The sequence below is a fragment of the Kineosporia mesophila genome, from assembly GCF_021129235.1.
Lineage (GTDB): Bacteria > Actinomycetota > Actinomycetes > Actinomycetales > Kineosporiaceae > Kineosporia > Kineosporia mesophila.
This window is the reverse complement of the sequence record NZ_JAJOMA010000028.1, coordinates 1-18434: the sequence shown is the minus strand read 5'-3', so window position 1 is coordinate 18434 and position 18434 is coordinate 1. Positions and strand designations below refer to the sequence as shown.

The following is an 18434-nucleotide window of genomic DNA, read 5'->3' as shown; positions in this document are numbered from 1 at the left end:
GTCAGACCTCCCGCACTTCGGACGCCAGGTGACCACCGAGCGTGGCCAGCCCCCGCTGCGCGTGCTTGCGCACCGTCGTGACCCGCATGCCCAGGGTCGCGGCCGTGTCGGCCTCGGACTGGTCGGCCAGATAGCGCAGCACGATCACCTCGCGCTGGCGCCGCGGCAGCCGCTCGATCGCCGCGGTGAGATCCATCCGGTCTTCCAGGCGCGCATCGCCCCGGGCGGGCCGGTCCTCGTCGTCCGCGCCCAGTACCTCCTGGTGGCGAACCTGCCGGCGGGCAATGTCGATCGCTTGTGTGTAGGCGGTTTTCGCCACCCACCCGTGAGGCGACTTGTTGATGCGTCCCCACCACGAATAGGCCTTGGCCATCGCCTCCTGGGCGGCGTCCTCGGCCTGGGCCTGTGATCCGAGCACCTGGTAGGCCACCACGTACGCCTTGCGCCACAGCTCCGGGAAGAGCGACTCGTAGTCGCCTCTTCCGGTGGGAGCCGCGCTTCCCACGTCCGCTGCCACTGCACCGCCGTTTCCCGCCGAACTCCGCAAAGACGGCAGGAACTCTAGTGGGTGCCGATGCTTCTGGGCGTGATTCGGCAACCGCCCGGCCACACTGCGCCCTTCGGGGCAGTGTGGCCGGGCGATGACGCAGGCCCAGGGCTACCGGCATCGACGTCCTGTCACCCGATCGTCACGGGATGAACTGCTCGGCCAGCGCGGTGACGGCGCCGCTGTTGGTCTCGGTGTCGGTGTGCCGCAGCCAGACCGCCACCTTCTTCGTGTCGAGCCGGTTGAAGTTCCTCACCAGCTGTGCGGCGGTGATGCTCTTGCGGCCGACCGGGTCGGGGTAGCCGCGCAGCTCGTTGACGCCGATCAGGCTGGCCTTGCCCGAGACCGTGTAGGTGAACGGGTCGAGGGTCTTGTCCACCGCGATCGTGTAGTCGTCGGGCGGGGTGATGCCGCCGTTGAGCAGCTTGGAGGCCTTGCCGTCGTAGTACTCGGCCTGGCGCACGGTGATCTTCAGCTTGCCGTTCTTCAGGCGGGCCTTGGTGATGTAGCCGAACTCCAGGCCGTCCTGGGCGAAACCGAGCTTGTCGGTGGCCTTGGCCGGGATGGCCGGGTAGGTGGCCTGGGCCGCCGTGATCGGGCCGCTGCCCGGCTGGTTGTTCTGCGACGCGGCGTGGGCCGGCAGGCCGAAAGCGGTGAGAGTGCCTGCGGCGAGTGCGGCGGCGGCGACGGCGAGTGAGATACCCTTGACAGACATGATTTTCCTTCGGTGATCGGTTGGCGCTGGTCCTGAGCGGGAATGGCGTGCTGGGCGAGGGCAGTGGCGGCAACCACTGCCCTCGCTGTCTTTTGCTGCGTGGTGCGGTGTTTCGGTGCGTTGTTCGCCCCCCCACCCGGCGGCCCCCATCGGGAGCTCGATTGCCGTGGCGCTGCTTGCGAAGACATCACTAAGACGTTCCGGAGCCCTCCGAACAACGACACGACTTCGGTCACGGGTTGATAACGGCCAGAATCCCCTTGCCCGGCGATGCATACCCGGTATAGCTTTCTTCTCGCCATACTGGGTATGCAGTGCTGATCCTGGAGGGGAGTGCCGGGGATGTCGGTCCGTCAGAGCCTGCTCGCGATCCTCTCGGAGGGGTCGCAGTACGGGTACCAGCTCCGGCACGAGTTCGAGGTGCGCACCGGCCGGACCTGGCCGATCAACATCGGGCAGGTCTACACGACCCTGAACCGCCTGGTCCGGGACGGGCTGGTGGAGGAGGCGGAGCGGGGCGAGGACGGTTCGGTGAACTACCGGCTCACCTACTCCGGCCGCGAGGAGGTCGAGCGGTGGTGGGGCACCCCCGTCGACCGTCAGGCGCCGAACCGCGACGAGGTGGCCATCAAGGTGGCCCTCGCGGCCACGGCGCCGGGTGTCGACGCGTTCGCGGTGATTCACCGCCAGAAGGCCGAAACCCTGCGCGTACTGCAGGGGTACACCAAGGAGAAGCGCTCGCTGCCGGATCCGGTGCAGGGTGACGCCCTGGCCCGGCAGCTCGTGCTCGATCATCTGATCTTTGTGGCCGAGGCCGAGGCGCGCTGGCTCGACCTGGTCGAGCAGCGGCTGCGTGCCCGCTGAGAGGGGCAATGCCATGAGTGTCGAAGCACGGTCCACCGAACCGGCGGCTCTGCCGGACCGCCGCCCCGTCCTGCTCAGCCTGAACGACGCGGCCCGGGTGCACGGTGAGGGAACCGCGGTGCCGGTGCGCGCCCTGAACGGCGTGAGTCTGGAGGTCCGCGTCGGTGAACTGGTCGCCGTGATGGGCCCTTCCGGCTCGGGCAAGTCCACCCTGCTGCACCTGGCCGGGGGGCTCGACACCCCCACCTCGGGTGACGTGGTGGTCGACGGGGTGAGCATCGCCGGGCTCTCGGTGAAGGCCCGGGCGGCCCTGCGGCGTCGCAGCGTCGGCTACGTGTTCCAGGACCTGAACCTGGTACCGGCCCTGACCGCCGCCGAGAACGTCATGCTCCCGAGGGAACTCGACGGTGTCGGCACCCGGCAGGCGCGGCTGGAGGCCCGCGAGGCCCTGCGCGAGGTCGGCGTGGAAGATCTGTTCGACCGGTTTCCCGAAGAGATGTCCGGGGGCCAGCAGCAGCGGGTCGCGATCGCCCGCGCGCTCGTCGGGCCGCGTCGCCTGGTGCTGGCCGACGAGCCCACCGGCGCCCTCGACTCCCTGACCGGCGAGGCCATCATGAAGGTGCTGCGGGCCCGGGTGGACGAGGGTGCGGCCGGACTGCTGGTCACGCACGACGCCCAGCACGCGGCCTGGGCCGACCGCGTGGTGTTCCTGCGCGACGGCAAGATGGTGGAATCCGCTGCCGGAAGCCGCATCTCGTGATATTCGAGAGAATCGTGGTGTGGCGTGCCGCGCTGCGCCTGGCCCGCCGGGACGTCTGGCGCAACAAGGGCCGCAGCGCCCTGGTCGCCCTGATGGTGGCCCTGCCGGTGCTCGCCCTGGCGGCGGTGTCGGTGCTGTGGCACTCGGACGAACGTGACCCCCAGGACGACGTGCGGGTGCGGCTGGGCGTGCAGGCGCAGGCCGAGATCACCTACGCCTACGGCGTCGCGCTCGTGCAGACGACAGACGGCCGGGGCTACACCACGCGCGACGACCCGCCCGTCGACGAGGAGTCCGGCCCGGCGACCATGGCCCAGTTCGAGGAGGCGGTCACCCCGCTGATCCCCGCCCGCGACCAGGTGGTGTCCGAGTGGTCGGTGGACTCGAACCGCAACCTCCGCCGGGGAGATCGTCTGCTCGGCGCGACCCTGCGCGAGATCGACTACACCGCCGGCGGTCTCGGTGGTCTCCTCGAGCAGGTGGCCGGCCGGGCCCCGGAACAGGCCGGCGAGGTGGTGGTTAGCCGCCGGCTCGCGGACGCCGGGGTGAAGGTGGGCGAACGGCTCACCTATCGGCCGACGGGCGACCCGGAGCGGAGCCTGACCGTGGTGGGCGTCGTGGACGGCCTGACTCTGGAGAACGGCAAAGAGATCATCGGGAGGCCCGGCACTTTCGTCTCCGCTGCGGTTCGGGAGGCGCTGAGGCCCGGTGACGGTACCTACGACGGTGGATACACCCGATCCCGGTTGATCGTGGTCGGTCCGGACCCGGTCACCTGGTCCGACGTGCTCGACCTCAACGAGCGGGGCGCGGTGGTGCTGAGCCGGCAGGTGGTCGCCGACCCACCGCCCGCCTCGCAGGTGTCCTACAACAACGACCGCTACCTGGTGGACACGCCCAGTGAGGTAGTGGGTGTCATGGTCGTGGTCATCGGCATGGTGCTGCTGCAGATCGCCCTGCTGGCCGGGCCCGCCATCGCCGTCGGTGCGCGCCGCAATCAGCACACCCTCGCCCTGCTGGCCGCGACCGGTGCGCACCGGCGTCATCTGCGCACCGTCGTGCTCGCCACGAACGGGGTGATCGGCCTGGTCAGCTGCACCGTCGCGGCCGGGCTGGGAACCCTGCTGGGCATGGTGATCATTGCCGTGCTGCGGGCCCACGACGTCTCGATCGTCCGGATCGACGTGCACTCGGTCGACCTCCTCGTGCTCGTCGGTGTCGGCGTGCTCACCTCTCTCGGGGCGTCACTGATCCCGGCCCGGCAGGCCGCGAAGCTCGACGTCGTCGCGGCCCTGACCGGCCGTCGTGGTTACTCCCCGCCCGCGCTGCGGGTGCCGGTGCTCGGCCTGGTGCTCGTGGCCGTCGGTACCGGACTGGCGGTCTTCACTTCGAAAGCCGACCTGCCCTTCGTGACCGTGCTCGGTCTCGGCCTGGCCGAGGTCGGCCTGGTCGCGGCCTCCGGGGCGATCGTGGCGCTGGCGGCCCGGCTGGCCGTGCACCTGCCCTTCAGCGCCCGGTTCGCCCTGCGGGACGCTGCCCGTCAGCGCAGCCGCACCGCTCCGGCCGTGGCCGCGGTGCTCGCGGCGATCGCCGGTGGCAGTGCGGCGCTGGTCTTCATGGCCGCCCAGGAGGACTACGACCACCGCAACTACCGGCCGGCCGCGGCCTCCGGGGTGATCGCGGTCGACGCCATCACCTACTCGTTCGACGACGCGGAGCCGTCGTTGCCCCGGGCCGAGGCGTTGCTGCGGAAGGAGCTGCCGATCGGCACGCTGCAGCCGTTCCGGACGCCGAAGTCGGCGGACGACGGGGTGGACGTCGTCCTGAACCCCTTGCTGCCGCCCGGCTTCGAGTGTCCACCCCTGGCTACCCTCCAGGGGGGTGTCTCGATCAGCGTTTCCCCGAGTTCCGTCCCGGATGATGACCTGGGCCCCTGCCCAGGCCGAAGCGAGCCCGGGACCATCGATTTCGAGCACGGCAACCTCTTCGACGACGGCACCGCGCTCCAGGTCCTGACCGACGGGGCGGCCCCGGCGGCCGCGGCCGCGCTCAAGGCGGGCCGGGTCGTCACCACCGACCCCGAGGTGATCTGGCCGGACGGCAAGGTGCACCTGTCGGTCGAGCGCTGGTCGGACGACGGCCAGGACGACACCCGGACCACCGTCGCGCTGGACGCCGTGCCGTGGCCCTCCGGGGACCAGAAGCTCACCGGTCTGGTGTACCCGTCGGTGGCCGCCGGGAAACTCGGGCTCGAGCTGGAGACGAGTGGCTTCCTGGCCGACACCACCCGATCGGTGTCCAAGGGCCAGGAGGAACGGGTCAACGACCTGCTGCACACCGAGGCCGGTGTGCAGATGGAGGTGGAGCGCGGCTACGTCAGCTCGTACACGCTGGGGCTGCTCGCGCTGCTGGTGGCCGCTGCGGTGGTCAGCCTGGTCGGCACCTTCACCGCGGTCGGCCTGGCCGCGGCCGAGTCGAGGGCCGACCTCTCCACGCTGGCTGCTGTCGGTGCCGGGCCGGGCGTGCGCCGCCGGCTGGCCGCGGCCCAGGCCGGGGTGATCTCCGGACTGGGCGGGGTGCTCGGGGTGGTGAGCGGGATCCTGGCCGGCTGGGTACTGATCCGGATGCAGCACGACTGGAGCTCCCTCGCCTCGGACGAGGAGCTGTGGCGGCTGGTCCTGCCCTGGCGGTACCTGCTCGGCGTCGGCCTCGGCATCCCGCTGCTGGCGATGCTGATCGCCTTCGCCACCACCCGTTCCCGGCTCACCGTGGTGCGCCGGCCCGGGCAGTAGAGACGTCCGGGCGGCCCGGGGCGCAGGACCCCGGGCCGCCCGGACCACGTCTCACACCAGGTCGATCAGGGTCTCGATCGAGGGCACGATGTGGGACGGGCGGAACGGGTAGCGCTGCACACCCTCCCGGGTGGTGGAGCCGGTCAGGACCAGGAAGGTCTCCAGGCCCGCCTCCATCCCGGCCACCACGTCGGTGTCCATCCGGTCGCCGATCATCGCGGTGTACTCGGAGTGGGCGTCGATCTTGTTCAGGGCGCTGCGGAACATCATCGGGTTGGGCTTGCCGACGATGTACGGGTCCCGGCCGGTCGCCCGGCTGATCAGCGCCGCCACCGCACCGCAGGCCGGCAGCGGCCCCTCGGCCGAGGGGCCGGTCGGGTCGGGGTTGGTCGCGATGAACCGGGCGCCGCCCTCGATCAGCCGGATCGCCTTGGTGATCGCCTCGAACGAGTAGGTGCGCGTCTCGCCCAGCACGACGAAGTCCGGGTCGGTGTCGGTGAGCACGTACCCGGCCTCGTGCAGGGCCGTGGTCAGCCCGGCCTCGCCGATCACGTAGGCCTTGCCACCGGGCAGCTGGTCGGCCAGGAACTGGGCCGTGGCCAGGGCGGACGTCCAGATCGAGGACTCCGGCACGTCGAGGCCGGAGGAGAGCAGGCGGGCCCGCAGGTCACGCGCGGTGTAGATCGAGTTGTTCGTCAGCACCAGGAAGGGGCGTTCCTTCTCCTGCAGACGCTGCAGGAACTCGGCGGCACCCGGCAGTGCCAGGCCCTCGTGGACCAGGACGCCGTCCATATCGGTCAGCCAGCAGCGGATCTCCCGCGTGTTCATGCTTCTCCTACCTGTTCGAGTCGTATGCCCCCGGCTCGAACCGTACTGCGGCTGATCGGCGACGACCTGCTGGGGAACTGGGGGGCACCTCCCGGCCGGAGGCCGGGGGATCGCCTGATCACCGGCAAACCTTGGTCGTGATCCGTGCAAATGTTCCCCGGGCTACTCGCCCACCAGTGCGTCGAGGTTGAAAGCGGCTGCCAGTGCCGCCATCCCGGCGTCGCTCGGGTGCAGGTGGTCGCCCGAGTCGTTCACCGGGAGCATCCGCTCCGGATCCGCCGGATCGCGCACGGCCGCGTCGAAGTCGACCACCGCGTCGAACTCCGGTGCCGTGCGCACCCAGTCGTTCACCAGCGTCCTCTGCCGTTCCTTCTCCGGTGTCAGGCAGCCGGTCGCGCAGGTGAAAGGGGTGAGCGTGGCGCCGACGACCCGCAGGCCGTGCTCCTGGGCACGGTCGGCCAGCTGAGTCAGGCCGTCGATCACCGTGGTGGCCGGGGTGCCCGACCCGATGTCGTTGATGCCCAGCGCGATCACCACGACCCGCACGTCCGGCCGTTCCAGGACGTCGTGCCCGAACCGGCGCAGCCCGGAGGCACTGGGTGAGGCGCAGGACTGGTTCTCGGACACCACCCGGTTGCCGCCGATGCCCTCGTTGATCACGCCCAGGGCGGCCGTGGCGGTGTGCCGGCGCATCCGGGCCGAGAGAAGGTCGGGCCAGCGCCGGTTCTCGTCCGGGGTGGAGCCGGCGCCCTCGGTGATCGAGTCGCCGAACATGCTGATCGTGCCGTCGCCGGCCGGGTCGGGCACGTCGATGCCCTCCAGCCAGTACCAGGACGACACCGAGTGGGTGAACACGTCACCGGCGCCGGCGCCCGCGTGATCGCCCTCGGCCAGGTAGGAGGTCGCGACCGGCCGGGCGTGCCCGGTGCCGGCCACCGTCGGGCCCCGGGGCACCATGTCGATCGCCAGGGACCGGCCGAAGGGCCGGGAGAGCTCGACCGGATCACTGATCACCCGCCCTCCGGGCGGGATCTCGACGTCCCGGGCGCCGCCGAACGTCACCTGGCGTACCGAGTCACCCTGCACGGACGGGCCGTTGTCCAGGGCGAGCCCGGCGGTGACCTCCGACAGACGTACCGGTTCGTGGCCGAAGGTGTTGGCCAGACGGAGCTGGAAGCGGCTGCCGCCGAGGGTGGGGTGCACCACCTGGCGCAGGGTGCGGCCGGTCAGGTCGGGGCCGTCGATGTCCTGGACCGCCGTGCTCCAGGCGCCGCTCCAGCCGGGCTCCACGGTGCGGGGCAGGGCCGGGGTCATCTGGTCGCTGCTGACGGGCGAGGGGGTGGGTGCGACGGTGGCCGTCTCACCCGGGAACGCCGCGGTGGGGCAGGCGTCGGCGGACGGCGCGGCGGCCAGGCCACGCTGATGCCCGGCCGACACCAGGACGACGACCGCGATGACGGCCCCGGCCGAGGCCAGGGCCATCCAGGCGTTACGGGTGTGCCTCTTCACTGCCCCTCCCGACGGGACGTGTGAATGTCACTCGGCACACCCGCGGGACGGCTGAAGAATCAGCTCCCCATGGGAGCCCTAGGTTCCCTCAGGAGGCAGCGGGAAACGTGGCACCCCGCCCGACGGCCTCACCGGTCCGGGCCGGGTTCATCTCGACCTCGTCGAAGGTGCTGACGGTCATCCGGACGTCGCAGGCCAGGCGGTCGCCGACGGCGGGCGGCTTCACCCCGGGCGGCACGATGAGCATGGAGACCTGCATGTGCGCGACGTCGGCGTAGTGCAGCTTCTTCCCGGCCCAGCGGAACGGTGAGGGGCTCCAGCCGGCGCCGTGCGCGGCGCCCTGCACCACGCTCTTCATGATGTTCTTCAGGCCGCTCCGGCCGGAGCTGGCCTGCAGGCCGATGCCGTGCGCGGTGCCGCCCGAGACCACCAGCAGCGTGCCGCCGTGCATCCGGCGCTGCCGGTAGCCCACGGCCTCACGGTTCGGTACCGTGCGGGCGTCGAGCACCGTGCCGGTGACCTTGAAGGTGCTGCGGTCGGCCAGCCACAGGCCGGTGCCGACGCGCGGGCGCACGGTGATGCCGGGCTCGGCGGCCCGGAGAGCGGCCAGTTCGGTCGCGGTCAGGTGCGACACCCAGAACGTGTCGACCGGGACACGGGCCGTGCGCAGCTCGTAGATGGCCCGGTGCACCGACTGCACGACTTCCTGCCGGTCACCACCGCTGGGCAGGTGCATGGCGATACCGGCCAGGTGCACCCGGCTCAGTGGTTCGGTGAGCCCGGCCAGTTCGGCCAGCTGCACGCCGTGCCGGTGAACCGGTGAGTCCAGCTCCAGGATCACCTGGATGCCGGGGTCGCCCTGATCGGCCAGGTGGCGCAGCACGTCGGCGTGGGCCACCGTGCGGATCACCGAACCCACCGGCCGGGAGGACTTCAGTGCCTCGGCCATGGTCATTGGGCCGAGCACCGCGATGCTGCCGTGAAAAGCCTTGCGGACCGAGGCGATCTCGGCCTCCGTGCCCACCGCCACCGTGTCCACGCCGAGCCGCGTGGACAGCTCCGCCAGCCGTTCGCGCCCGAAACCGTAGCCGTTGCCCTTGATCACGGGCACCACCGCCGGGAACTGCTCGGCCGCCCCCCGGACGCTGGCCTCCCAGCGGGGTTCGTCGATCGTCAGCGTGAAAGTCATGCCCGCGCCCTCTGAACTTTCTGGTAGGTCTGGAAAGCCTTGTGCCAGAGCGGGGAGAGGGAGAACTCCCACTCGCCCGCGGTCTCCACCACGTGACCGCCGGCGCCCAGCTTGAACCGCAGCAGACCGGCGAGACGGTCGTTCTCGTCCAGGGTGTCGGCGATGCCCCGGAAGTCGTAGACCCAGTTCCCGCGGGCCAGCGCGGCCTGCATGGAGGTCCACTGCATGGCGGTCGGGGCCTGCACCTCACGGTGCCGCGAGGTCGAGGCGCCGTAGGTGTACCAGCAGGTGCGATCCACATCCACGGTCAGCGCCGCGGACAGGGCCTCGCCCTGGTACTCGCTGATCCACAGGCGCAGCATCGGCTCCGGGCCGGAGTTCAGCGCCTTCCACATGGTGGTGAAGTAGTCGGCCGGGCGCGGCGTGAAACCGTCACGCTCACCCGTCTCGACGTACAGCTCGTGGAAGATCGGCAGGTCGACCACATCGCCCTGGCGTACCGTGACCCCGGCCGCGGCCGACTTCTTGATGCTGCGGCGCCACTGCTGGTTCATGCTCTTCAGGAGCTGCTCGGGGGTGCGGTCGCGCATGTCGACCCGAACGCCCAGGCGCGGCTGACCGGAGGTGAACTCGCCGGAGTCGTTCTCCAGCGAGACCCAGCCGGTGGCCTGCAGGATCCGCATCAGCGACAGGCCGGTGGGGTCGGCCTCGTCGGGCTCCAGCCCGGAGAAACGGGTGACACCCTCGGCGGCCAGACCGTTCTTGGCGGTCGCCGTGCCCCAGGAGCGCACGGTCTGGGTCGGGCCGATCCGCAGGGCGAACGCGTGCTGCGACTTCAGGTACTCCTGGAACGGGTCCAGCCACTGCCGCGGCGCCTCCACCACGCGGTCCCAGGGGAGCGTCGGGCCCTCGGGCACGTAAGCCAGGCTGCGGTTGGTACCGGGTACCGGCCGGTACAGCACGAGGGCGGCGCCGACCACCTCGCCGTCCTCGATCCAGCCGATGCTCTCGTTGTGCCACGCCTTCTTCACGCCGCCCCAGGCCGGGGTCTGCAGAATGCTCGCCGCGTGGGTCTGCGCGAAGCGGGTGTGCTCGGCGGCCGGGATCCGCCGCACCGTGAGCCCGGGCTGCTTCGCGGGCCACAGCGCGGTGCCGGAGCGGGTGGAGCGGACATCTGTTCCAGGCATGTGTATGAGGGTGCTTCCTGTGGCCGGGTCACCACATCAGGCCACGGTATGGTCCCGTGGTGCTTTCGGGGGATTGTCTCCTCCTGAAGTACGACCGCGGGTCACCCTTTCGTTCATCCTCCAGAAGGAGGAACCCGGCCGCGTCCTGCCTTTATCGTCGTAGGGTGACCATTCAGCCACCCACCGACGTCACGCAACGTGCCAGGGTGAGTGCGGTCCGGGGCTTCCTGCACGACCGGGTTCTGCCCCCGCTGCCTGCCGCGATCATCGCCGCCGTGCTCTTCGTGGCGACCTTCGCGGGGGTGCCCTGGCTGATCCACAACGGCTGGGACCCGGCGAATCCCGGTAGTTACCTCTGGCTGTCCGCGGTCATGACGGCCGTGCTGCTCACCCGGGACCGGTTCCCCCGGGCCACCCTGTTCGCGCTGGTGCTGCTCTACCCGCAGGTCTACGGCGGCTGGCTGGACACCGACCTGCACGTGCTGCCCTTCGTCCTGGCCGGTTACTCGGTCGCGGCCCAGGGCGCCCTGGCCACCGTGTGGACGGTGCTGGTCTGTGAGATCGGGGTGCTGCGCGACTCGCTGTTCTACGGTCCGGACCCGCAGGAGTGGGCGGTCCGGGCCCTCTTCGACGACCCGGCGAACGTCGGATTCATTAATGTCCCGCGCATTTTCATTCTTTCTGCGGCCGTGATCGCCACCGTTCTGCTCGGCCGGGCGTCGTACCGTCAGAGGCGGGCGAACGAGGAGCTCCGCCACCGCCAGGAAGAGCTCGAGCGGCTGCGCGAGATCCAGGCCGATCAGCTGGTCGCCGCCGAGCGCACCCGGATCGCGCGGGAGCTGCACGACGTGGTGGCCCATCACATCAGCGCGGTCGTGCTGCGGGCGCAGGCCGCCGACCGGGTCGCCGACGCCCGTCCCGAGCAGCTGCGCGAGGCCGTGCGCTGGATCGCCCTGGACGGTCAGCAGACCCTGGCCGCCATGCGCCAGGTGGTGAAGGTGCTGCGGTCCACCGACTCGGCCGGTCCGCTGGCCCCGCAGACCACCCTGGCCGAGATCCCGGAGATCGCCGGCCGGATGGAGGCCGTGGGCATGCCGGTGGAGCTGCGCCTGCCCCCGGTGCAGCCGATCCTGCCCGCGGCGGTCGAACTCGCCGCGGTGCGGATCATCCAGGAGTCCCTGACGAACGCCCTGGTGCACGCCCGGGCCGGCCGGGCCCTGGTGGTGCTGCAAATGACCGGCGACAGCCTGCTCATCGAGGTGCACGACGACGGCGGTCCGGCCGCCGCCAAACCCGACGACGCGTCCGCGGTCGCCCGCTGGTCGCGGCGGCCGGTGACCACGCCCCGGGGGATCGCGGTGGCGGACGGCCCGCAGGAGACTCGCCGCACGTCCACCTTCGGTTCCGGCCATGGTCTGGTCGGCATGCGCGAGCGGGCCGCCTCGTGCGGAGGCACGCTGGAGACCGGTCACTCGTCGCTGGGCGGCTGGCTGGTGCGGGCCCGGCTGGGCATCTCGATGGAGAACGACACCGGCGGGGAACCGCACGCTGCGTTGCGACCGGCGGTCTGAGCCGTCCCGAAGGCCGTCCCGAAGCTCGTGCCGAAGGCCGTCTCGCACCGGACCCGGACATCGTGCGAGAGTGCGCCGGACCGATGCCGTTCGAGCAGGGAACCCGCGATCTCATGACCACTGCGCACATCTCGGCGCCCAGCCGACCCATCCGGGTCGGCGTCGTGGACGACCAGGGCGTGATCCGCGCCGGTCTCACGATGATCCTCGACCACGAGGCCGACCTGACCGTGGTCGGTGAGGCCGGCGACGGGGCCCGGGCGCTGGAGATGGTCGCTGCCGTGCGGCCCGACGTGGTGCTGATGGACATCCGGATGCCGGTGCTGGACGGTATCGAGGCCACCCGCCGCATCGTCGCGGGCGACGGTCCCGTGCCCGCCGTGCTGGTGCTCACCACGTTCGACGACGAGGAGTACGTGCTCGGCGCGATCCGGGCCGGGGCCAGCGGTTTCCTGCTGAAGGACGCGGGTCCCGACGTTCTGGTGTCCGCGGTGCGCACGGTGTTCGGCGGCAACTCCCTGGTTGATCCGGTGGTGACCAACACGCTCATCGCCCACTGCCTCGAACTGGAACGCTCGCTGCCCCCGGCGGTACCCACGACGTCCGTACCCCCGACCCCCCCGACTCCCGGCACCGCGGCGGCCCGCACGCTGTGGGCCCCGAAACTGGCCGCCCTGAGTGAGCGCGAACGGCAGATCCTGGTGGGCATGGCCCGGGGGCTGTCGAACACCGACCTGGCCGGTCACCTGGTGGTCAGCGAGACCACGGTGAAGTCGCACGTGAGTTCGGTGCTGGCGAAACTCGGTCTCCGCAACCGGGTGCAGGCGGTCGTCGTGGCTTACGAGACCGGTGTGGTGTCGCCGGGGGATCAGGCCCCGCAGAGCTGGTGAGTAGCCTGGATCACTCGTTGCCTGGCTCACGTCACGCAAAGCGGCCACTTGTGTCACTTTAGTCCCGAATATCTCGTGGGTCACGGTACTTGTCCGGACAAGCTGGACACACGCCGCGAAGAATTTTTTCCGGGACGCGCCAAACGTTGACACGGGCCAGTGCAAGTCGGATTGGCGCCTTCGAAAGCACGCTCAAGGCCTCACGTAAGCGCGCGCCCGGAGGCCATTCACGTGCAAGGATCGGCGTAGCGAGAGCGACATGAAGGTCCGCAGGGCTCCTCTCCTGACCGTGCGCCGGTGTGGGTGGCCCCCTGATGGGACCACCACGCTGATAACGCACGACGAACCGCACAGGAGCTTTTCTGATGCCGATTGCAACCCCTGAGGTCTACGCGGAGATGCTCGACCGCGCCAAGGCCGGGTCCTTCGCCTATCCCGCCATCAATGTCACCTCGTCCCAGACGCTGAATGCCGCGCTGCGCGGCTTCGCCGAGGCGGGAAGCGACGGCATCGTGCAGATCTCCACCGGTGGGGCCGAATACGCCTCGGGTTCCACGGTGAAGAACATGGTCACCGGTGCGGTGGCGCTGGCGCAGTTCGCGCACGAGGTGGCGAAGAACTACGACATCAACATCGCGCTGCACACCGACCACTGCCCGAAGGACAAGCTCGACGGCTACGTCCGCCCGCTGCTGGCCATCAGCACCGAGCGCGTCGCCCGCGGTGAGAACCCGCTGTTCCAGTCGCACATGTGGGACGGCTCCGCGGTGCCGCTCGACGAGAACCTGAAGATCGCCTCCGAGCTGATCGATCTCACGGCCGCCGCCCGGATCGTCCTCGAGGTCGAGATCGGTGTCGTCGGTGGTGAGGAGGACGGCATCGCCAACGAGATCAACGACAAGCTCTACACCACGGTGGACGACGCGCTGGCCACCGTCGACGCGCTCGGTCTGGGTGAGAAGGGCCGCTACCTGACGGCTCTCACGTTCGGCAACGTGCACGGCGTGTACAAGCCGGGCAACGTCAAGCTGCGCCCGGAGATCCTCAAGGAGATCCAGGACGCGGTCGGCGCCCGCTTCGACCGCCAGAAGCCGTTCGACCTGGTGTTCCACGGCGGTTCGGGCTCGCTGCCCGAAGAGATCTCGGCCGCCGTCGACTACGGCGTGGTCAAGATGAACGTCGACACCGACACGCAGTACGCCTTCACCCGGCCCGTGGTCGAGCACATGTTCCGTAACTACGACGGCGTGCTCAAGATCGACGGTGAGGTCGGCAACAAGAAGATGTACGACCCCCGGGTGTGGGGCAAGGCCGCCGAGGGTGGCCTTGCCGCCCGCGTGGTCGAGGCCTGCCAGGCACTGCGCAGCGCCGGTACGAAGATTTCCTGAAGCAGCCGGGCCCGGGTCCGTGCGGTTCTGACCCGCGAAGGGGAAGAACCGCACGAACGGGCCTGGACGAGCGTCTCATCGCCACGCTGGGGCAGAATCACCTCGTGACCACGCATCAGAACCTGCTCAACTCACCGCCGCCCACCCTCCTCCCGGACGACGCGGTGTCCCGCGATGCGATCGCCGCCGGCGCCCCGCTGGAGAACGTGGCCGCGGCGACCCCGTCGCACTGCCTCCCCTGGGCCGCCCTGGCCGAGCGCGCGCTCGAGGCCGGTAACGACGTCGAGGCGTACGCCTACGCCCGCACCGGCTACCACCGGGGTCTCGACGCTCTGCGTCGCGGCGGCTGGAAGGGCCACGGCCCGGTGCCGTGGTCGCACGTCCCGAACCAGGGTTTCCTGCGCGCTCTCGCGGCTCTCGGCCGTGCCGCCGCCGCCATCGGTGAGGACGAGGAGCGCGACCGGATCGCCGCGTTCGTTGCCGACTGTGACCCGGAGGCCGCCGCTGCGCTCAACGTGCTGAGCTGGGCGGTCGAGCGCTGAACCAGAACCGCGGCACTGCCCCGGTGGTCGTCGTGGGCGCCGGGATCGCCGGGGTGGCCTGCGCGCGGCGCCTGCACGACGCCGGGGTGCGGGTACGGCTCTACGAGCGCGGCCGTCGCATCGGTGGCCGGATGGCCGTGAAAACTGAATACGTCGGCCCGGTCTCGTCGCTGTCGGTCGGACACTCCGTTGACATCGGGGCGCCCTACTTCACCGTGCGCGAAGCGCTTTTCGCGCACGTGGTGGGCGCCTGGCGGGAGGCCGGCCTGGCTCAGCCGTGGACCGACCACTTCAGCGTGCTCGACGAGGAAGGGCTGCGCCCGGGCAATCCCGGGCTGCAGCGCTGGTCGACCGTGCCCGGTACCGGCGGCCTGCGAGGGCTGGTCGAGAACCTGGCGCAGGGGCTGAGAGTCGAGACGGCGCACCTGGTCGAATCGGTGACGGTGGAGAACGGACGGCCGCTGGTGGACGGCGAGCCGGCCGCTGCCGTCGTGCTGGCCATGCCCGACCCGCAGGCCGAGCGGCTGCTGCCGCCCGGAACGGCGGCCGAACTCGGCGTGGCCGGTTCCGGGCAGCACCCCGTGCTGACGCTCTGGGCCGCCTGGAGTGCGCGCTGGTGGCCGGAGTTCGACGGGGTGTTCGTCAACAATTCCGACACGATCACCTGGATCACCGACAGCGGTCGCAGCCACGCCGACGGGGTACCGGTGCTTGTCGCCCACAGCACCGACGCGTTCGCCCGGACCCGGCTGCGCGACCACAGTTCGGGGATCGAGCCGATGCTCGCCGAACTCGGCCGTCTGCTCGGTTCCGGCACCACCCCGCAGGCCGAGTGGGCCCGCGTCCACCGCTGGTCGTTCGCGGCGCCGGTGCGCACCCATCTGGATCCGTTCCGCCTGCTCGGACCGGGGGAACCGGCCCTGATCGGGGTCTGTGGCGATGCCTGGGGGCCCCGTTCACGGGTCGAGCAGGCCTGGATGTCGGGGAACGGACTGGCCGAGCAGCTGCTGAAGCAGCTGGGGTGACACCGACGGGCGCAGACGGTGGGGGTCGTCAAGGCGAACAGCCGCTGTCGCGCTAGCATCAATCACCGGACCCCACACCCAGGGGTGGAGTAAGGAGCCCGGTTCAATGCCCGCGATCGTTCTGGTCGGCGCCCAGTGGGGCGACGAGGGTAAGGGCAAGGCCACCGATGCCCTCGGTGCCGAGGCGGACTACGTCGTCAAGTTCAACGGCGGCAACAATGCCGGGCACACCGTGGTCGTCGACGGCGAGAAGTACGCCCTTCACCTGTTGCCCTCGGGCATCCTCACCCCTGGTTGCACGCCGGTCATCGGCAACGGTGTGGTCATCGACCTCGCCGTGCTGTTCGAGGAGATCGACGGGCTCACCGCCCGCGGCATCGACTGTTCCAAGCTGCTGATCTCGGCCAACGCGCACCTGATCCCCTCGTACAACCGCACGCTCGACAAGACGGTCGAGCGGTTCCTGGGCAAGCGCAAGATCGGCACCACGGGCCGCGGCATCGGCCCGACCTACGCCGACAAGATGAGCCGCGTCGGCATCCGGGTGCAGGACCTCTTCGACGAGAACATCCTGCGCCAGAAGATCGAGGGTGCGCTCGACGCCAAGAACCACCTGCTGGTCAAGGTGTTCAACCGCCGCGCCATCACGGTGGATGAGGTGTTCGAGGAACTGATCGCGTACGCCGACCGGCTGCGTCCGATGGTCACCGACACCGGGAAGACCCTGGTCGACGCGCTGGACCGTGGCGAGATGGTGCTCTTCGAGGGCGGCCAGGCCACCCTGCTCGACGTCGACCACGGCAACTACCCGTTCGTCACGTCGTCCAACGCCACCTCCGGCGGTGCCTGCACCGGCTCCGGCGTCCCGCCCACCCGCATCGACCGGGTCATCGCCGTGGCCAAGGCCTATGCCACCCGCGTCGGTGAGGGCCCGTTCCCGACCGAGCTGCACGACGAGTGGGGCGACCGCCTGCGTAACGTCGGCGGCGAGTTCGGCACCACCACCGGCCGTCCGCGCCGCTGTGGCTGGTACGACGCCCCGATCTCGCGCTACGCGGCCCGGATCAACGGCGTCACCGACTTCGTGCTGACCAAGCTCGACGTGCTCACCGGCATCGAGCGCATCCCCGTCTGCGTGGCCTACGAGGTCGACGGTGAGCGTCACGAGGAAATGCCCATGACGGAGACCGGTTTCCACCACGCGAAGCCGATCTACGAATACTTCGACGGCTGGACCGAAGACATCTCCGCCGCGCGCACCTTCGACGACCTGCCCAAGGCCGCCCAGGTGTATGTCAATGCCCTGGAAGCGATCTCGGGCCAGCGCATCTCGGCTGTCGGGGTCGGGCCGAGCCGTGAGCAGACCGTGGTGCGCCACTCCCTGCTGCCGGAGTAAAGCCTTCACAACTAAGGACGCCGCTGGTGACCGACCGGCGGCGTCCCTCGTTTGTGGGGCGAGAACCTTTCTGGCTCAGGCACTACCGGAAGGTCCGAAGCCGCCACGCCGTCCCGGGCACGTTCTGCGCCGGACGGTCGCCCTTAGTCTCTGGTCGTTCGCGTGGGGAGCGCGGCCGTTCCGGGGGAGTTTCGGTGCTCGAATGGGTTGTCTCGTCGCTGGCCGTGCACACGTTCGGTGTCGGCACCGTGGTGCTGGCGGTAGCCGTCAGCGTTCCGCAGTACCTGCATCTGCGCCGCGGTGGCACGGCGGCCGGCGTCAGCCTGCCGGCGGTGCTCAACTCGGCGATCAGCTTCTTCGCCTGGACCGTCTACGCGCTGTGCATCCCGGACGGCTGGCTGATCGCCTCCTCCGCCGTCGGCCTGCCGTTCGCGGCGATCACCGTGTACGCCGCCTGGAAGGCCGGGGCCGCGCGGGAACGGATGTGGCTGCCGACCGTGTGGTCCGCGGTGCTGCTCGGCACCGCTGTGGTCGACCTGACCACGGAACGGCACGTGGCCGAACTGGTCGTGGGAGCCTCGATCGGCTGGTTCGTGATCCCGGCCATTGTGAAAGCCTGGACCAGTAGGGATGTCTCCGGGATTGCCGCCGGGTCCTGGTGGGTCCAGGCACTGGAGGGCGGGCTCTTCCTCGGCTACGGCGTGGCCGGTGACGTCTACGCGTCAGTGGTCTACGGGGTCGTGGCCGTCACCGGATCCGGTGTCGTGCTGGGACGTCTCGCGCTGGGCCACCGTCCGCTCCGGGTACCGCGCCACCGGGCCGACACGCCGCGCATCGTGCCGCAGCGTCACGTCCGGTCCCGGGCCGGGCTGGTGCGCCTCACAACTCCTGGGTGAGCCCGCTGCGCAGGATGTTGAGGCTCTTGGTCAGCAGCCGGGAGACGTGCATCTGCGAGACGCCCACCTCGGCCGCGATCTGCGACTGGGACAGCCCCTTGCCGAACCGCAGCTCCAGGATGCGGCGTTCCCGCACCGGCAGGCGGGCCAGCAACGGTCGCAAGGTCTCGCGCTGCTCCACCAGCTCGATCCCGGCGTCGTCGAAGGCCTTGCCCATGCGGTCGGAGTCGTCGGCCGTGGTCTGCAGCGGCACGGTGATGTAGGCGCTCGCGGTCTCCAGCGCTTCGAGCACGAGATCCGCGTCGACATCGAGGTATTGGGCGATCTCACGCACC

Annotated in this window: 17 protein-coding genes; 10 read left to right on the top strand and 7 right to left on the bottom strand. The window is 70.3% G+C overall.

Features of this window, described 5'->3' with window-relative positions:
• Position 1: 1 nt before the first annotated feature.
• Positions 2 to 517 (bottom strand): RNA polymerase sigma factor, encoded by a 516-nt coding sequence (locus LR393_RS29270; protein ID WP_231488246.1) that lies wholly within the window; start codon positions 515 to 517, stop codon positions 2 to 4.
• A gap of 172 nt (positions 518 to 689) precedes the next feature.
• Positions 690 to 1262: a hypothetical protein gene (locus LR393_RS29265; RefSeq protein ID WP_231488245.1), complete on the bottom strand. Its 573-nt coding sequence runs from the start codon at positions 1260 to 1262 to the stop codon at positions 690 to 692.
• Between the two features lie 342 nt (positions 1263 to 1604).
• On the opposite strand from LR393_RS29265, the gene LR393_RS29260 reads away from it, so the two are divergent.
• From LR393_RS29260 to LR393_RS29250, 3 genes are read left to right on the top strand one after another with little or no spacing between them, the layout of a single operon-like run.
• Entirely contained in the window at positions 1605 to 2126 is a 522-nt protein-coding gene (locus LR393_RS29260) for a PadR family transcriptional regulator (protein ID WP_231488244.1), read from the top strand.
• Between the two features lie 13 nt (positions 2127 to 2139).
• Positions 2140 to 2886 (top strand): ABC transporter ATP-binding protein, encoded by a 747-nt coding sequence (locus LR393_RS29255; RefSeq protein WP_231488243.1) that lies wholly within the window; start codon positions 2140 to 2142, stop codon positions 2884 to 2886.
• Positions 2883 to 5678 (top strand): FtsX-like permease family protein, encoded by a 2796-nt coding sequence (locus LR393_RS29250; RefSeq protein ID WP_231488242.1) that lies wholly within the window; start codon positions 2883 to 2885, stop codon positions 5676 to 5678. The genes LR393_RS29255 and LR393_RS29250 overlap by 4 nt, the downstream gene beginning before the upstream one ends.
• Positions 5679 to 5729: 51 nt before the next feature.
• Here the strand turns inward: LR393_RS29250 and LR393_RS29245 are convergent, their stop codons facing one another.
• The 4 genes from LR393_RS29245 to LR393_RS29230 form a co-directional block, all read right to left on the bottom strand.
• A complete protein-coding gene (locus tag LR393_RS29245) occupies positions 5730 to 6506 on the bottom strand; it encodes an HAD-IIA family hydrolase (RefSeq protein ID WP_231488241.1) in 777 nt (258 codons plus the stop codon).
• A 162-nt stretch (positions 6507 to 6668) separates the two neighbouring features.
• Complete coding sequence (locus LR393_RS36735; protein ID WP_231488239.1) at positions 6669 to 8015, bottom strand: GDSL-type esterase/lipase family protein; 1347 nt, start codon at positions 8013 to 8015, stop codon at positions 6669 to 6671.
• Between the two features lie 88 nt (positions 8016 to 8103).
• Positions 8104 to 9204 (bottom strand): alanine racemase, encoded by a 1101-nt coding sequence (locus tag LR393_RS29235; protein WP_231488238.1) that lies wholly within the window; start codon positions 9202 to 9204, stop codon positions 8104 to 8106.
• Positions 9201 to 10391, bottom strand: coding sequence for a lipid II:glycine glycyltransferase FemX (locus tag LR393_RS29230; RefSeq protein WP_231488237.1), 1191 nt, complete (start codon positions 10389 to 10391; stop codon positions 9201 to 9203). Before LR393_RS29230 ends, LR393_RS29235 begins: the two co-directional genes overlap by 4 nt.
• A gap of 164 nt (positions 10392 to 10555) precedes the next feature.
• Here LR393_RS29230 and LR393_RS29225 point away from each other — a divergent pair, with 164 nt between their 5' ends.
• The 7 genes from LR393_RS29225 to LR393_RS29195 all read left to right on the top strand — a co-directional run bounded on the left by LR393_RS29225 (position 10556) and on the right by LR393_RS29195 (position 18099).
• The gene (locus tag LR393_RS29225; protein WP_231488236.1) at positions 10556 to 11962 is read left to right on the top strand and encodes a sensor histidine kinase; all 1407 of its coding nucleotides are present in this window, start codon (positions 10556 to 10558) and stop codon (positions 11960 to 11962) included.
• A 113-nt stretch (positions 11963 to 12075) separates the two neighbouring features.
• Entirely contained in the window at positions 12076 to 12852 is a 777-nt protein-coding gene (locus LR393_RS29220; RefSeq protein ID WP_231488235.1) for a response regulator transcription factor, read from the top strand.
• 365 nt (positions 12853 to 13217) lie between these two features.
• Positions 13218 to 14240 (top strand): class II fructose-bisphosphate aldolase, encoded by a 1023-nt coding sequence (fbaA, locus tag LR393_RS29215; protein WP_231488234.1) that lies wholly within the window; start codon positions 13218 to 13220, stop codon positions 14238 to 14240.
• Positions 14241 to 14344: 104 nt separating this feature from the next.
• Positions 14345 to 14782, top strand: coding sequence for a DUF3151 domain-containing protein (locus tag LR393_RS29210; RefSeq protein WP_231488233.1), 438 nt, complete (start codon positions 14345 to 14347; stop codon positions 14780 to 14782).
• A gap of 23 nt (positions 14783 to 14805) precedes the next feature.
• Positions 14806 to 15807: an NAD(P)/FAD-dependent oxidoreductase gene (locus tag LR393_RS29205; RefSeq protein ID WP_231488231.1), complete on the top strand. Its 1002-nt coding sequence runs from the start codon at positions 14806 to 14808 to the stop codon at positions 15805 to 15807.
• 106 nt (positions 15808 to 15913) lie between these two features.
• Positions 15914 to 17203: an adenylosuccinate synthase gene (locus LR393_RS29200; protein WP_231488229.1), complete on the top strand. Its 1290-nt coding sequence runs from the start codon at positions 15914 to 15916 to the stop codon at positions 17201 to 17203.
• A 194-nt stretch (positions 17204 to 17397) separates the two neighbouring features.
• On the top strand, positions 17398 to 18099 hold the full coding sequence (locus LR393_RS29195) for a hypothetical protein (protein WP_231488228.1): 702 nt from the start codon (positions 17398 to 17400) through the stop codon (positions 18097 to 18099).
• Here LR393_RS29195 and LR393_RS29190 read toward each other — a convergent pair.
• Positions 18083 to 18434: sigma-70 family RNA polymerase sigma factor (locus LR393_RS29190; RefSeq protein WP_231488227.1), on the bottom strand; the 352-nt coding region annotated here is incomplete at its 5' end. The genes LR393_RS29195 and LR393_RS29190 overlap by 17 nt on opposite strands.

What these genes read in the sequence shown, in the direction of transcription:
- LR393_RS29265 (WP_231488245.1), bottom strand. Translation starts at nt 1,262, where the DNA reads ATGTCTGTCAAGGGTATCTCACTCGCCGTCGCCGCCGCCGCACTCGCC.
- LR393_RS29260 (WP_231488244.1), top strand. Translation starts at nt 1,605, where the DNA reads ATGTCGGTCCGTCAGAGCCTGCTCGCGATCCTCTCGGAGGGGTCGCAG.
- LR393_RS29255 (WP_231488243.1), top strand. Translation starts at nt 2,140, where the DNA reads ATGAGTGTCGAAGCACGGTCCACCGAACCGGCGGCTCTGCCGGACCGC.
- LR393_RS29245 (WP_231488241.1), bottom strand. Translation starts at nt 6,506, where the DNA reads ATGAACACGCGGGAGATCCGCTGCTGGCTGACCGATATGGACGGCGTC.
- LR393_RS29235 (WP_231488238.1), bottom strand. Translation starts at nt 9,204, where the DNA reads ATGACTTTCACGCTGACGATCGACGAACCCCGCTGGGAGGCCAGCGTC.
- LR393_RS29230 (WP_231488237.1), bottom strand. Translation starts at nt 10,391, where the DNA reads ATGCCTGGAACAGATGTCCGCTCCACCCGCTCCGGCACCGCGCTGTGG.
- LR393_RS29220 (WP_231488235.1), top strand. Translation starts at nt 12,076, where the DNA reads ATGACCACTGCGCACATCTCGGCGCCCAGCCGACCCATCCGGGTCGGC.
- fbaA (WP_231488234.1), top strand. Translation starts at nt 13,218, where the DNA reads ATGCCGATTGCAACCCCTGAGGTCTACGCGGAGATGCTCGACCGCGCC.
- LR393_RS29200 (WP_231488229.1), top strand. Translation starts at nt 15,914, where the DNA reads ATGCCCGCGATCGTTCTGGTCGGCGCCCAGTGGGGCGACGAGGGTAAG.